The organism is Candidatus Chryseobacterium colombiense, assembly GCA_029203185.1.
Taxonomy (GTDB): domain Bacteria; phylum Bacteroidota; class Bacteroidia; order Flavobacteriales; family Weeksellaceae; genus Chryseobacterium; species Chryseobacterium colombiense.
Genome location: CP119310.1, coordinates 1,880,443 through 1,896,095 on the forward strand (window position 1 = coordinate 1,880,443; position 15,653 = coordinate 1,896,095).

Below are 15,653 nucleotides of genomic sequence, written 5' to 3' on the forward strand. Positions count from 1 at the left end.
TTTTTAAGTTCGCAAAGGCGTTTCACTTAGCTAAGACCGCAAAATTTTTCTTACATTTCTTGAATCTGGATAAGGCTCATGAAGGCATAAAATATCTTGCTTACCTGAAATTGCAGTCAAAGAGTACCATTTTTTGCGTGAGGGATAGGAAGAGTCTCGTTTGAAAAACGAGAGTGCAAAGCGCCGAAACGAAGTGAAGCCCTGGATAGCCCGACCGTTTTTCCCCATTGCCGAGATGGGGAAAACGGGCACGCCCTATTAATATTTAAAAATTAAAAGAAACCTAATTTATTTTTGTTGTAGGAAATCAACATGTTTTTAGTCTGGCGGTAATGATCCAGCATCATTTTATGGTTTTCACGACCGATTCCGGATTGTTTATACCCTCCGAAAGGCGCTCCTGCAGGATAAGAATGATACTGATTCACCCAAACTCTACCTGCCTGAATCTGACGTGGAACATTGTACAACTGATGAGCATCTCTCGTCCAGACTCCCGCTCCAAGACCGTAAATAGTGTCGTTGGCGATTTTGATTCCTTCCTCTTCATCTTTGAACGTTGTGAACGCCAACACAGGTCCGAAAATTTCCTCCTGGAAGATTCTCATCCTGTTGTTTCCTTTGAAAATGGTTGGCTGGATGTAATATCCTTCTTCAAGACCTTCTCCTACATTATTTACATCACCGCCAACAAGAACTTCAGCACCCTCATCTTTCCCTAATTTGATGTAAGAAAGGATTTTATCTTTCTGAATCCGAGAAGCCTGCGCTCCCATCATCACAGTTTTATCCAACGGATTCCCAACTTTGATCGCTTTTACTCTTTCGATAACCTTAGCAATGAAAGCGTCCGCAATGTCTTCCTGAACCAATAATCTTGACGGACAAGTACAAATTTCTCCCTGATTTAAAGCAAAAAGAACAGCTCCTTCAATCGCTTTATCTAAAAATTCATCATCTGCATCCATTACCGAGCTAAAGAAAACGTTCGGGGATTTCCCACCTAATTCTAATGTTACCGGAATGATATTTTCTGTTGCATACTGCATTACTAAACGACCTGTAGCCGTAGAACCTGTAAATGCAGCTTTTGCCACTTTCGGATTGGTTACTAAAGCTCTTCCCAATTCTGCTCCAAAACCATTTACAATGTTTACCACTCCGTCAGGAAGCAAATCTCCGATGATCTCCATTAACACCATAATAGAAATTGGTGTACTTTCAGCAGGTTTTAAAACTACACAGTTTCCTGCTGCCAAAGCTGGAGCTAATTTCCATACCGCCATTAAGATCGGAAAGTTCCAAGGGATGATTTGAGCAATTACTCCGAGTGGTTCATGAACGATGAGAGAAACCGTATCTTTATCCAGTTCGTTGTGTGAACCTTCTTCCGCTCTGATTACCGAAGCAAAATATCTGAAATGATCAATTGCCAAAGGAATATCTGCTGCTAAAGTTTCTCTAACCGCTTTCCCATTATCAATCGTTTCAACCGTTGCTAAATATTCTAAATTCTGCTCAATTCTGTCGGCAATTTTATTTAAAATAATACTTCTTTCGGTAGATGAAGTATTTTTCCAGGTTTGAAATGCTTTTTCTGCTGCATTTACTGCCAATTCCAGATCTTCTTTTGAAGAGTGGGCCGCCTGTGTGAAGTTTCTCCCGTCTACCGGAGAAACTACATCGAAATACTGTCCGTTTACAGGTTCCGTAAATTGTCCGTTAATATAATTATCGTATCTGCTTTTAAATTCAGGCCACTGTAATAAAGTCCCTGATTGTAGTTGTGCTGTAGTGCTCATATTTATATAGTTTTAATTTTTCTGTAAAGCCAAATTACATCTCCCTGTGACATTCGTATAGCACAATCGTACAAAAAGACTTCAAAATCGTGCAGAGCACAAACTTTATAATTTCATTAACAATTGTATTACTTGATAATTTCTATATTTGAGTAAACAGGCCATAAAAAATGTTTAGAAATGAACAATAACAAGATTTTATTAGAAACTCCTGAATTAAAAAGGGAAAATCAGCTATTGCACCTAGTTGAAAATCAGACAAAATTCAATCTAAACAATTGTGAATTTAGCATTTATGAGACCCATAAGGCTGCTTTTGACGTAAAACTGCATTTTGAAACGATTGCTTTTACGGCCATGCTTCGCGGAAAAAAACACATGAAACTGGATAATAAAACCAATTATTTTGACTACTATCCGGGAGAAAGTATACTTGTTTCACCGGGAGAGACAATGGTTATTGATTTCCCTGAAGCTGATGAAACGCCATCACAATGTATTTCTTTGAGCCTGAATCCTGAGTTTATTGAAAATTCTCTGAATCATTTAAACTATCATCTTCCGAAAGTGGATGAAACCTCCCGCTGGAATATTGAACTGGATGAATATTTTTTATTCAACAATCAGTCTTTGGCGTCAGCTACCAATAATATTATGAGAATTGCAATGGATGATAATTCTCAGAAAGATATTATGGCTGATTTTGCATTAAAGGAACTTTTGATCCGGCTGATGCAGACACAGGCCAGAAATATGGTGGAAAAAAATATTGCTAAAAATAAATCAAGAATTGGTTTCGCCGTAGATTATATCAAAAAAAATCTACACCAGAAATTATCGATTGACAGTATTGCCAAGATGGCTTATGTGAGTAAATCCAATTTCTTCAAAATGTTTAAAGATGAATTGGGAACTTCTCCGAATGAGTTTATTTTGCAGGAGCGGATAAATCGAGCCAAAGAATTATTGGCAAGCCAGAATAGCATTAAAGAAACGGCTTATCAGACCGGTTTTTCGGATACCAATTATTTTACAAGGGTTTTTAAGCAATTGGTTGGTGTTACACCGAAGAGTTATCAGGATAAAATAATAGTTTTGGAATAAATGTCTATAATGATACCCCCTAAAAATATTATTGAATTTTTATTTGGAATTAAAGTAAGTAAAAGAGCAAACTGGATTATCAATTTATTAATTTTACTTGTTTTTGTTTTTATAATGATAAAAGCATCCCAAAACTGAGATGCTTCTACTTTCTTAAACAGATAATTGATTACCCTTGATAATCATAATACCTTGCTCCTTTCAAAACAGGATTTTCTAATTCTACCGATTTCAGTCCGAAACCTTTATAATTTTCATTAACAGATTTTTCCAGTTGTTTTCTGTGAAGCTTTTCATAAGTATCAAAATCGATTGACTTTCTGTTTTTTAAGCCTTCAAATAGATCCCATTTTACCACCACCGTTTTCCAGTTTTCTGAAACTTTCCCGGCAAAAACTTTAGATTTTGAACCGCTTCCATAGCCTAAGAATCCTATTTCCTGGCCCATCAATTCTTCATTTTCATTAAATGAAGTCTGCATTGCGGAAAGTAAGGCCATAAAAATTGAAGCTGTATACATATTTCCTATTTCTGAAGAAGCTCTTTGGGATTTTTCAATTTTGTCATTGATAAACTGAATGTAGCCTTCAGATTTTGCCACTGCTTTTTGTTCTTCAGGAGTTTCATAAGAAAGTCCGTTTTCTAAGCTGTAAATCTCCGTAAAAACTCTTTTCCCATGGAAAGCATAAGGAAGATGGAAAATAAGGTATTTCCAGGCTTCATAGGGTTTATTTTCGCCTGTAATTTCTTTATAATGCTGATAAGCTTCCCTTATTCTGTCCTGATAACATTGGTTGGAATATTGTCCGTCAAAAACAGGTTCATCGGTAAAAATTTCAATTTTATCAGGAAAATTTTCCGGCGCATTGCTTAACTCTTCTTTTTTAAAGTGACGTCTTGGTTTGAAAAAGTCAAAAACACTTTCCGTAGCCACTCCCCAGTTATTTTCTATTTCAATTAAGTCCGGTTTTGAAGAAACCAACACCGACACTGCACCTCCTCCTTGTGTATATTCCCCGGAAGAAGCCAATTCATATTTTGCATAATCACTCGCAATGACAACTGCTTTTTTATCGGGATTAACTCTTACAAAATCTAAAGAATTGTGAAGTGCATCTACTGCTCCGATACAGGCGAAAGTCATGTCTACCACATCACAGTTTCTGAAACATCTTTCCCCGAATTCTGCTTCCAACACTTTTTCAACCATATGCATGGCGTAAGAAGCTGTTGGTTTTGCCGCATCCAAAGCACTTTCTGTTCCTAAATAAATTCTTGATATTTCTTTTGGATTGATGTTGTAATCTTTAATTAATTTCAACAAAGCTTCTGCTGCGAAAGTTGCTGCATCTTCGTGAACATCCGGAAATCCCATTTTATGCAACCCTAACCCTTTCTCCAGTTTTGCAGGTTCAATTCCTCTTTTTTCTGCCAAATCCCTAATTTCCAAATACAAAGAAGGCACATAATAACTTGCCGCCTCAATTCCAAAAGCCATATTATTTTAATTTTTATACGAATTTAAAAAATGTAAGCGTTTAATGAGTTATAGTTTTTGCTAAATGTTTAAAATTTTTAATTAAAAACGTAAAGTCCTAAAATTGTCAGTCCTTTTTTTACTCAAAATTTTGAATCTCATAAATTATTTAAAAAGCACCTCTTGAGAGAGATGCTCCGACTAATAAAAAAATTTAGTGTTGTACTCTTTATTTTTTTATCATTTTATATGTTTTTACTTCTCCACTATCTGTTTTTCCTGCAACAATATACATCCCGCTGCTTAAAGCAGATACATTAACACTTCCCTGATTATCTTCAACCTTATTGGTCTGAATCTTTTTTCCTGATCCGTCATAAATATTAATTTCCTGCATTTTTTCATCACCTTTAAAGTTCAGAATGTCCTTAACCGGATTCGGGTAATATTTAATCTCTGTTTTCGACAGCTTTGAAATTTCGCTGCTGCTTAAAACATCATTGCTTATGGTAACATTATCTATTAATGTAGAATATCCCTGAGCATTTTCACATTCTATAGCAATCTGATAAATATTGGGAGGCATACCGATATTGGCAAAAAGATACCATGAAGAAAACGGAGGCTGAAATCCCATTAACGTTGACCAAGGATCTGTAGCTGACATTCTATAATAAATTCTGACCCAGTTTGCAGTACCATTCTGTTGGGGATTGATAAGATAAAAACTGATTTTAGGAGAAGTAAGACCTGCAGAATTTAAAGGCGGACTTACCAATTTGGTTTTATCAGCCAAAGTAGTATTGGCCGGAAAGTTGGCAAATTTAGTTCCTGCAAAGGCTGTAATTCCTATACTCCCCGTCGTCGCAGCAGAAACATAAGTCCAGCTTACATTATTGGTCTCATATATTTGCGTCCAGCTTGCTCTGGTTGGTGAGCTGTCCTCGAAAGTTTCCGTCCAGGGAAATGTAGAAACCTGCGCATTAAACCCAATTGCAAAAAACATCAATAAAAAAGAAAAAAACTGACGATTTATCATCAATTTAAAAAATAGATTTGTTTTCATTTTTAGTTATTAAGTATTAAATTCATAACAAATGTATAAATTAACAATTAAACAAATAACATAATTAACAAATAATTAATATTAAATCAATAATAATTTTACAGTAAAAATGAAAATTAATTAAAAAAACCACTATAAAAATAGTGGTTATCATAATTTAGAATAATATCTTATCTTGAATATTTATTTAAAATCTTCAATCGTTTTATTAATTACATCAATCTGCTTATTAATGCTCGGAGCACTTTGTGGATTCTGCTTCAAAAGTTCCATTTTTTTATTTAAACCATCTTTTAACATCTGGCTTATCATCATTTTCGCCTGTGGGTTATCTCCTAATTGCCCTTTTGCATGCCCCAACATTTTTGTGATACTTTCTGTTGCTTTCAAATTATCAGAACTCATGATCCAATTGTATCCTTCTTCCGCAGATTTTCCCAATTCCGGATTCTGGAATTTAACAAACGGATAAAAAGCAGCTACCTGCGCTATATTTGCCATTTGAGAAGTCACCTTATTCTTAACAACAATTGGTAACAGTTTTTCTAATAAGGTATCCGGAGCTCCTTCCAAATCGATTTTATCAGCTAAAGTACTGGCTCTTGCCGGATCAACATCAATGATTGCACTCACTGAACTTGCTTTTACCGCATTAGAAACAGCATTTACTCCTTTTTCGAAAATTGGAAAATATTTTTTATCTTTTGTTTTTGCCAGAGCAGAAATCGCTGCCGCCTGAACCAATGTTTTTGGATCGTTTGAAGCCATTTTTTCAACATCAGAACCCATTGCTTTGAATTGTTCCGCATTCGATAAATCCATCAATTTCAAAGCTCTCATTCTTGTTCTGAAGAAAGGATCTTTGATAGCTGCCGCCAACAGTTTTGTTGCAGCAGGATTTTTTCCTACCTGATCTTTAATTCCATTTAATGCATTGAATTTGCTCAGGAATTCTTTAGATCCCAGGAACTGCATTAAGTTTTGCTCAGGCGTTTTGGTATCGGTAATATCTGCCAGCAAAACTCCGTCTGCATTAATATTTACTAAATCTGCATTTTTGGAAACATCAAAATTGAATGTATTTTTTGCCTGTGCATTTACCCAAACGTTATATCTTTTCGGCTTTCCATTATCGTAAACATCCATTGCCAAAGGAAACTGGAATGGCAATTCCTGAGTCTGCTCAATAACAACCGCAATTTGTTTTTTGACAGGTTCAAAAGTGTAGGAATATTTAATTTTTGGATTTCCGTTTCCGAAGTACCACTGATTAAAGAACCAGTTCAGATCTTTTCCTGAAACTTTTTCCAGAGATAATCTCAATTGATGAGCTTCCGCATTCTGATATTCATATGTTTTAAGATAATCATTCAATCCTGCAAAGAAAGCATCGTCTCCTAAGTAGTTTCTCAACATGTGAAGAATTCCTCCTCCTTTTTGATAAGTTACCAAATCAAAAACATCTTCACGGGAATCGTAATTGAATCTTACTAAGTTTTTATCGAAATTACCCGGCGTTGTAATATACTGATTAATATCCTTCATCAAATGATGATCTGCCTGATCTTTCCCGTATTTGTATTCGTTCCAAAGGTATTCTGAATAGTTAGCAAAAGATTCATTTACCGTTAAATTGCTCCAGCTTTCCGCAGTTACCAAATCTCCAAACCAATGATGGAATAGTTCATGAGCAATCGTATCTTCCCATGTATTTTCATCGATTAATTGTCCCGGCTTCTGTAAGATATCACTTCCATGAAGCGTTGCCGTGGTATTTTCCATGGCACCGCTCACATAATCTCTTCCCGAAATCTGCGCATATTTTGCCCACGGATAATCGTACCCTAATTTTTTAGAGAAAAACTCGATCATTTCAGGAGTATTACCGTAGATCTGTTTTGCATAAGGTTCGTATGCTTTTTCGATATAGTAGTCAACCGGAATATTTCTCCATTTATCCTTCACAATCGCATATTCACCCACTCCCATGAAGAAAAGATAAGTAGAATGTCTTTTATCCATCACCCAATGGTCCGTTCTTAATCCGTTGGCTTCTTTCTGAGAATCTTTTAAAAGCCCGTTGGAAAGGGTTACATATTTATCAGGAACCGTCATATAAATTTCCTGAGTTGTTTTTTGGTTGGATTTATCAATCGTAGGGAACCACGCTGAAGAAGATTCTGTTTCTCCCTGTGTCCAGATCTGGGTCGGCATATCCGGATCTTTTCCCTGAGCATTGATGAAGTACAATCCTTTAGCATCATTAATCGCCAAACTTCCCTGTTGTTTCACTTCATTCGGACGGGCCGTATATTTGATATAAATCGTGTAATCCTGGTTTTTCTGATAGGTCTTATCTAAAGTAATCTTCAGAACATCGTCCTTATAATCGTATTTTAAAGGGGATTTTTTACCATTTGCATCCAAAGCGACTTCATGAATCAGCATTCCTTTTGCATCCAGTGTCAATTCGTTGGTAGGATAGAAAAACGGAGCCGCAGTAAGCCATTCTTCACCGTTCATCTGTTCTTTCTGATAATCGAAGTTTACTTTTAGCTTGGTGTGTTTCAGTTCTGTTGCTTTCGTATGGGTAGCTCTGTACACCTTTTCTCTGCCTGAAGTTTCCGTTTGCGCTGCTACATGTGTGGAAAAGAAAATTCCACTCAAAAGAGCAATCGATAAAATGGCTTTTTTCATTAGTATTATTTAGAGTTTATTTTTTATTCAATTGATGCATTTTCAATGCTCAACATTCTATATTATTTTATTATTCTTTTGTAAACGTATTTTTTGTTCCTCTCTGCTTGATGTCAAACTGATTTTTTTCCGGATAAAAATCGATCCCGATTCCAGCGGCCTCAAATTCGAAACTTTTATCTGAAGTCGCTTCCAAAGGAAAAGCATTCTGTCCCGTTGCCTGAGCCATCAGTTTTTTATCTCTGATAAATATATTAATTTTTAAAGGAACATCCTTACACGAGTAAGTTCCCACGTATTTTTGAAGAACGCTTTCCGGAATCTCCAGCGTTGTAAAGCTTGGCATTTTAAAATCTCTCCCTAAAGCTGTTTCTATCATTTTAATGGTGATTTGATTGGTATCCATATCCGACTGGTTTGCAGTGAAAGCTACCGCAGTTTTCAAATCCGGGAAATAAAACAATACCGACCTGAAATCATCAATTCCTCCTGTATGGCCGAATCCCCAGTTTTTTTCAAAAGGAACTTTCATCAACCCATAACCGTAGTTATCAACAAAATGTTTCATTTTTTCCAAACTTTCTTTTTTGATGAGTTTTCCCTGTTCCAAGCCGAGGATAAAATTCAAAAGATCTCTGGGTGTCGAGATGATATTTCCTGCACCGATAGGAATACTCATATCAGTTTCAGAGGAAACTTCATATTTTCCGTTAGTATAGTCGTAAGATTGTGCCTGATTTTTTGAAACATCAATTTTTCCTCCCACTTCCGTCAGAGTTAATTTTAAAGGTTTCGTAATTTTTTCTTTTATCAGTACAGCGTAAGGCTTTTTATATACTTTCTCAAGGATAAAACCTAATAAAATATAATTTGAATTGCTATATTCATGTTTTGAGCCCGGATCAAAATCGCTTTTATATTTTTTAATAATATTGACTAAACTGCTTTCGGTCTGAGTTTTTGTATTATATTGCATATATTCAGCTTCATCGGTCAGATTATGGACTCCGCTTCTGTGCTGCAATAAATTTTCAATAGTGATTTTATCCGCATTAGGAATTTCAGGGTAAAAATCCGAAAGCTTTCTGTCTAAAGAGATCTTTTTATCTTCAACAGCTTTCATAATCAGTACCGCCGTAAAGGTTTTACTTATGGAACCTACCCTATATTGAGTGTTCACATTAGCTTTTTGTTGTTTTGAAGCATCTGAAAACCCAACCACTTTAATAAAAGTTGGTCGATCATTTTCCGCTATTGCAAAACTTCCCATCACTTTATGATGTACAAAAAGAGAATCGAAATAATTACCTAGCTTTTCTTTGACATTATTTTGGGAAAATGCAAGACCTGAAACACTGATTGCCGATAGAAAAAATAACTTTTTTAACATATTCTGAGATTTAATGAATAAGTAGTGAAAAAGTTAATATTGTTACATACAAAACCCTATTTAATAGGATATTCCCCATCGAAAACACCATTATCATTTAATTTCCAAATGATTTCGGTGTCATCAGAGGAAATTGTATCTTTTTTTAAATACCTAATGATGAATTCTTTATTTTTAACATTATTGAAAGATAATAATTCAGCCAAATACTTCTTCTTATTCACAGCCAAAGAATCATTTTCAATCATTGAAATAAATTCTTTCTGTAAAAGATTGCTATAATCACCTTTAACCCACTTATTAAGATAATCGATTGCTGATATGCTGTGATTCTTAAAAGCTAAGATTTCAATCCGTTTTATGAAATTTTTAGGATAAACTCTATATCTAAAAGCTTCCCGCAAAAGACTTTCGGGAGAATCCGAATGATAGATAATGAGACTATCAAGTTTACGCAGTTTAGAATCAGTTTGTAACTCATTAAAATTCAAAGAACGATAATAATCTCTATACAATGGTTCTGCCGGACTCTGATCCTCAAAAATACAGCCATTCCGTGTGTGAACTTTAAATTTTAGATTCAGAAACTTTTGAAAAAGCTCTTCTAGAAGCTCTGGTTTTCTGTTTAAAAGTCCGACAGCTGCATATACTGCAACTGTTTTATTTTTATTGTTGAGAAGTGATAATAATTCATCATCTGAAGCCATTTTTGTCAACTTTTTAAAGTTTTCAAAATTTTCAGATTCAACCTGCCCTTTTGCTAAAACTCCGGTTTCATAGGTATTGACTCTCGAAATCTGTTTTATAATATTTCTCAGATGTTCAGGAACCGTTAATGTATCATAAACAGCATCATGAGTATTATCAAGAACATCTATAATATCTGTATATTCCACTTTTTTCTCCTGTTTACAATTAAAAAGAAAAGCAGCAAAAGATACCAGAAATAAAATACAGGAAATCTTCATTAAATCGCGACAGGCGCTTTAATCCCCGGATGCGGATCGTAATTTTCCAATGTGAAATCTTCAAAATCAAAATCGAAAACAGATTTGATTTCAGGATTTAACTTCATAACAGGAAGCGGTCTCGGATCTCTTGAAAGCTGTTTCTGAACCTGTTCAAAGTGATTGTTATAAATATGAACATCTCCAAAACTATGAACATAATCTCCTACTTCCAAATCACAAACCTGCGCTACCATCATCAATAATAACGCATAGCTTGCAATATTAAAAGGAACTCCCAGGAAAACATCTGCACTTCTCTGATACAGCTGAAGCGACAGTTTTCCATCTGCCACATAGAACTGAAATAAAGCATGACAAGGCGCCAAAGCCATATTGGGAATTTCAGCAACATTCCATGCGGAAACAATCAGCCTTCTGGAATCCGGATTTTTTTTAATCTGATCGATCACTTCGGTAATCTGATCCACCACTTTTCCATCCGCTCCGTTCCAGCTTCTCCACTGAGCCCCATAAACAGGTCCAAGATCTCCGTTTTCATTCGCCCACTCATCCCAGATGGAAACTCCGTTGTCCTTTAGATATTTGATATTGGTATCACCTTTTAAGAACCATAAAAGCTCATAAATAATAGACTTCAAATGCACTTTTTTTGTGGTTACCAAAGGAAATCCTTTTGACAAGTCATATCTAAGCTGATACCCAAAAACACTTCTTGTTCCTGTTCCTGTTCTATCTGTTTTGTCGGTTCCGTTATCTAAAATATGTTGTAAAAGATCTAAATAATTTTGCATTTGAAAAGCGATTTATAGGGTCCAAATTTAGAAAAAACTTAATGATTTTTTGTTATTGTAAGTTATAAAAAAAGCATTCATAACCATGAATGCTTTCTATTATTTTTTAATATTTTTTGTCTCAAAACCTAATGTTTAAGATCATTAAATATGAAATTTAAGTTTAAACTGCTGTATAACCACCATCTACAAGATAATAACCTCCTGTCATGAATGATGATTTTTCAGAGCTTAAGAATAAAACCAGTTCCGCGACTTCCTGAGGTCTTCCCAATCTTCCCATAGGATGTTTTGCAATTAAGGCCTCCTTCATGTCTCCGCTTGCACTTTCCAGAAGCGGTGTTTCAATATAAGCAGGACCGACTGCATTACAACGGATATTTTTTTGTCCGTATTCTGCTCCGATATTTTTTGTAAGTCCCACAACGGCATGTTTTGCCGAGGTATAAGCAGATGAAAGCGGCGCTGCAACCGTACCATGAATAGATGCTATGTTTACAATCACTCCGCCTCCATCTTTATCCATTTGCGCAAGTTCATATTTACAGCCGTAGAAAACACCATCCAGGTTTACACTTAAAACTTTTCTCCAACTATCCAGACTATAATCTCCTGTCAGTTCCTGTTCGCCTCCGATTCCTGCATTGTTACAGGCAATATCTAATCTTCCGTATATCTCAACTGTTGATTTCACCAAAGCTTCCACTTCTTCTGCCTTTGAAGTATCCGCTTTTACGAATGAAGCTTCTCCACCTGCCGCTTTTATTTTTTCCACGGCTTCTTTTCCGTGTTCTTCATTAATGTCTGAAACAATTACTTTTGCTCCTTCTTTGGCATATGTTTCTGCAATAGCCAATCCGATTCCTGAACCGGCACCTGTAACAATAGCTACTTTATTTTCTAAAATTCCCATATTGATAAAATTTTATATATTTCTTTAAATAACTCACAACAAGTTACAAAGAAACCACACACGTTTTAAAATTTTAACAATAAAGTTTTCTTAATATTACATCCGTTATGTTAAATATTTTAAAAACAATTTATAAAGCGCAATGATTTTTCAAAAAACGAAATAAAAAGATAAGATTTTAAATCTTTTAATTATGACAAAACAATTAATAGTTTTTTTGGAAAGAACTTTATTTTGCCGAAAGAAGAAATCTAATTATCAACAGATTCTTCATTCCACTTTGTTCCATTCAGAATGACAAATGCATTTCTATTATAAAAAAACTAGAATTTACAGAGTTTTTTTAACAGAGTTATATTTACCAAATTTTTTCAATGGTCTGCTGAACTGTATTGATCATAAAAGTTTCTTTTTCCTTCTTCCCCAACATTGCTTTTACTAATGGTGATTCTGCCGAAACAGTCATAATTTTCTGTTGATCAAGCATGATTTCACCTACTGAAACCGAAACATAGAACAAACCTCTGTCAGTTTTTACCAATGCTCCATTCTGTACTTTTAAAGATTGTTCTGAAGTTATTTTCTGAAGCAGAGCCTGCTGATTCAATGTTTCGTTGAGCTGCCTCTGAAGATTATTAATTTCCTGCTGAAGCATTTCTCTTCCCGTTTCATATTTATCTCCCATCGAGCTTTTGGTATCATTATTTGATGCCCTGGTTTCCGCAATAAGATTCTCGAAAGTATGAACTTTCTCTTCAACCTTTATTTTTATTGTATTTAATATCTGTTCTTTATTCATTTTTTTCTTTTAAGGACAACAACTCGTTATACAATATATAGTAACGAGCTCTCAAGCTTTCATAATCACGCTTCCAATCATCAGAAGATTTGGGAGCAGTATATTTTTTGTGATGAACAATAGGTATATTTTCTTCCAGATCATCAAAAGTCCCCCAATATTCTTTAAAATCCGTAACTTCTCCTTCCCAGAAGTTCACTGCATCGTCATTGAGTTGCAAAAACATTTCTTCACCACAATACCTGTTCAGTTTCCAGTACAGATCGGCTAAATCATTATAATTTAAATTAAAAGTAATTTCAACCACTTCATAATCATCACTCGGAACTACAACATCTTTTATAACTTCTTTTTTCTTCCAGTCAGGAATATCGCCAAAGTAAAAAATGATCATATTTTTCTCTCCGAAAGAAATTTTCTGAAGAATGTTAAAATGTCCTGTATTGAGTATATTAAAATCTTTTGCCATAAACACTATTTTTCAAAGACGGCATAATCTGATATCTGAAAATGAAAATTCTTCCCTTGATTAAAATCCCGTTTGGAAGCTTCAAAAACATTGGTAAAAGTTCCTGATAAACGATCGTCTTCAATGGCAAAATCAACAGGGTCTTTTGACATATTCAACACAACTAAAACCTCATGTTCTCCATTTTTTCTGAGATAAGCTAAAATTTTATCATTTGCTGTTGTATTCAGAAGCTGGGTGGAAGCTGCCGGATCACCTCCCCTTAAAGCAGGATTGGAAGATTTTAAATTGAGTAAGGTTTTATAGAAATCAGCATTTTGATAATTATTAGTCCATTTTATGGGATCTTTTTCGAAAAATTCTAATCTTTTATTATTCGGAAGCTCCTGACCTGAATACAATAAAGGAACACCGTTCCAGGTTGCTGAGAAAACAGCCATAGGTTTAGTTATAGCTCCATATTTTTCATATTCTGTTCCGTTCCATGAGTTTTCATCATGATTAGAGGTAAACCAGGCTCTCATTGAACCATCTCCTATCTCAGTATATCTTGCCAGCAAATCTTTAAGGTTCTGCAAAGGCTGATTTTGGTTATAGTAATCATTCGAAGCATGCATCCATTTCCATGAATAGCTTGCATCAAATACTTTTCCGTATTCAGGATTTTCCAATTCGTCAAATTCTCCTAACCAGAAAAGAGGCTTTATAGTTTCTACTTCAGGTCTTGCCTGTTCCCAGAAATCCACTTCTACCCAAGATGCCAAATCGCATCTGAAACCATCTATATTGGTTTCTTTTACCCAGAATTTCATGGCATCAATCATAGCTTTTCTCATATCCTGATTTTTATAATCAAGCTCAATGATATCATCCATACCGGAAGCAATATGAAATTTTCCATCCGGATCTTTTAAATAAAATTCAGGGTGTGTTTTTGTCCAAACATGATCCCAACCTGTATGATTGGCCACCCAATCTATAATGACTTTAAAACCTAATCTATGAGCAGCGTTTACCATATGTTTAAAATCTGCCATTGTTCCAAATTCAGGATTGATAGAAACATAATCTGAAGCTGCATACGGGCTTCCCATGCTTCCTTTCTTATTTTGCTGGGCAATAGGAGTAATAGGCATAAACCAAAGTGTTTTTACACCCATTGCTTTCAGTCTGGGCATTTCTTTTTCAAATGCTTTAAAGGTTCCCTCTTCTGTATATTGTCTTACGTTTACTTCGTAGATATTAGTTGTATGCTTCCATTCTTTCGGAAAATCCATAGTGTTCTTATTTATGTTTTGAGAAGTACAGGAAATCATTCCTATACCAATTATAGCCGATAAAATCCATTTTTTCATTTATCTATTTTTAACAAAAGTAACGAATTGAGTTATAATAGAAATGAACTGTAAATGATAAATTTTAATTAAAAAAGCTATTTTCTGCTTCTTTTTATTCCATAAAAAACCCTGAACTTTCATTCAGGGTTATATATTGTTCAGATATTTTTATCTTTCGTCGTCGTTATCCTCCTCATCATCAAAAGCGTCATCATTGTAGTCTTCTTCCTCGTCATCAAAGTTATCATCATCTTCATCCACAAAGTTGCTGCTTCCTCCAAAATCATCATCAAAACTGAAATCATCATCCATCAAAGGCATTGCAGATTTTTTCTTTGATCCTCCTGAAGCACCGTTTTTGCTAGGAGCTTTTAAGGGAACATTTCCAAATCTGTATACTGTGATAGGGTAATTAACTCCTTTTGTTTCTTCGATTACTTCCACCAATTCGCAGAAGAATTCCCAAAGGTCAAGAAGCCCATATTGGAACTGAGCTTTATCTCCTGCATTTTCGAAGGCTTCATCAATGTACACATCAGACATAATTTCGCCATCACCGTCGTCACTCATATCTTCCAACGGAACACTTTTCACTATCGTTCCATCATCTTCAAGTAAATTAAAAGTAGAAAGCTCGTCACCCTGCAAGCTGAATGCACTCTTAATACCTAAATGTAAGTTCCATAGCGTCTGTTTCCCTTTAACTTCGATATCACGGAAAATATCTTCTTTCGCATCTAATATTACGCGGATTTTGTAAACCATATCAGTTTTTAAATTACTTTTTGCCTTTTTTATTATGATAAATCTCTGCTGCAAATATATAATAAATGACAT

13 protein-coding genes are annotated in these 15,653 nt (G+C 35.0%); 1 reads left to right on the forward strand and 12 read right to left on the reverse strand.

Annotated elements, in window-relative coordinates:
• Positions 1–272 precede the first annotated feature (272 nt).
• Positions 273–1,802 carry an aldehyde dehydrogenase gene (locus P0Y62_08335; protein ID WEK71560.1) on the reverse strand — a complete coding sequence of 510 codons (1,530 nt, stop codon included), beginning with the start codon at positions 1,800–1,802 and terminating at the stop codon, positions 273–275.
• Positions 1,803–1,982: 180 nt separating this feature from the next.
• On the opposite strand from P0Y62_08335, the gene P0Y62_08340 reads away from it, so the two are divergent.
• Positions 1,983–2,906, forward strand: coding sequence for an AraC family transcriptional regulator N-terminal domain-containing protein (locus tag P0Y62_08340; protein WEK71561.1), 924 nt, complete (start codon positions 1,983–1,985; stop codon positions 2,904–2,906).
• 169 nt (positions 2,907–3,075) lie between these two features.
• Here the strand turns inward: P0Y62_08340 and P0Y62_08345 are convergent, their stop codons facing one another.
• From P0Y62_08345 to P0Y62_08395, 11 genes are all read right to left on the reverse strand, one after another.
• On the reverse strand, positions 3,076–4,404 hold the full coding sequence (locus tag P0Y62_08345) for a hydroxymethylglutaryl-CoA synthase (protein WEK71562.1): 1,329 nt from the start codon (positions 4,402–4,404) through the stop codon (positions 3,076–3,078).
• A 208-nt stretch (positions 4,405–4,612) separates the two neighbouring features.
• A complete protein-coding gene (locus P0Y62_08350) occupies positions 4,613–5,449 on the reverse strand; it encodes a T9SS type A sorting domain-containing protein (protein WEK71563.1) in 837 nt (278 codons plus the stop codon).
• A 183-nt stretch (positions 5,450–5,632) separates the two neighbouring features.
• Positions 5,633–8,146, reverse strand: a complete 2,514-nt coding sequence (locus P0Y62_08355) for a M1 family metallopeptidase (protein ID WEK71564.1) — start codon at positions 8,144–8,146, stop codon at positions 5,633–5,635.
• A gap of 70 nt (positions 8,147–8,216) precedes the next feature.
• Positions 8,217–9,536, reverse strand: coding sequence for a serine hydrolase (locus P0Y62_08360; GenBank protein WEK71565.1), 1,320 nt, complete (start codon positions 9,534–9,536; stop codon positions 8,217–8,219).
• A gap of 56 nt (positions 9,537–9,592) precedes the next feature.
• Positions 9,593–10,432, reverse strand: coding sequence for a hypothetical protein (locus P0Y62_08365; GenBank protein ID WEK71566.1), 840 nt, complete (start codon positions 10,430–10,432; stop codon positions 9,593–9,595).
• 71 nt (positions 10,433–10,503) lie between these two features.
• Complete coding sequence (locus P0Y62_08370) at positions 10,504–11,298, reverse strand: thymidylate synthase (protein ID WEK71567.1); 795 nt, start codon at positions 11,296–11,298, stop codon at positions 10,504–10,506.
• Between the two features lie 163 nt (positions 11,299–11,461).
• The gene (locus P0Y62_08375) at positions 11,462–12,211 is read right to left on the reverse strand and encodes a glucose 1-dehydrogenase (protein WEK71568.1); all 750 of its coding nucleotides are present in this window, start codon (positions 12,209–12,211) and stop codon (positions 11,462–11,464) included.
• A 358-nt stretch (positions 12,212–12,569) separates the two neighbouring features.
• Positions 12,570–13,010 (reverse strand): hypothetical protein, encoded by a 441-nt coding sequence (locus P0Y62_08380; GenBank protein ID WEK71569.1) that lies wholly within the window; start codon positions 13,008–13,010, stop codon positions 12,570–12,572.
• Positions 13,003–13,479 (reverse strand): hypothetical protein, encoded by a 477-nt coding sequence (locus tag P0Y62_08385; protein WEK71570.1) that lies wholly within the window; start codon positions 13,477–13,479, stop codon positions 13,003–13,005. The genes P0Y62_08380 and P0Y62_08385 overlap by 8 nt, the downstream gene beginning before the upstream one ends.
• 5 nt (positions 13,480–13,484) lie before the next feature.
• Positions 13,485–14,834: an alpha-amylase family glycosyl hydrolase gene (locus P0Y62_08390; GenBank protein WEK71571.1), complete on the reverse strand. Its 1,350-nt coding sequence runs from the start codon at positions 14,832–14,834 to the stop codon at positions 13,485–13,487.
• Between the two features lie 150 nt (positions 14,835–14,984).
• Positions 14,985–15,581, reverse strand: a complete 597-nt coding sequence (locus tag P0Y62_08395; protein WEK71572.1) for a hypothetical protein — start codon at positions 15,579–15,581, stop codon at positions 14,985–14,987.
• Between the last annotated feature and the right edge of the window lie 72 nt (positions 15,582–15,653).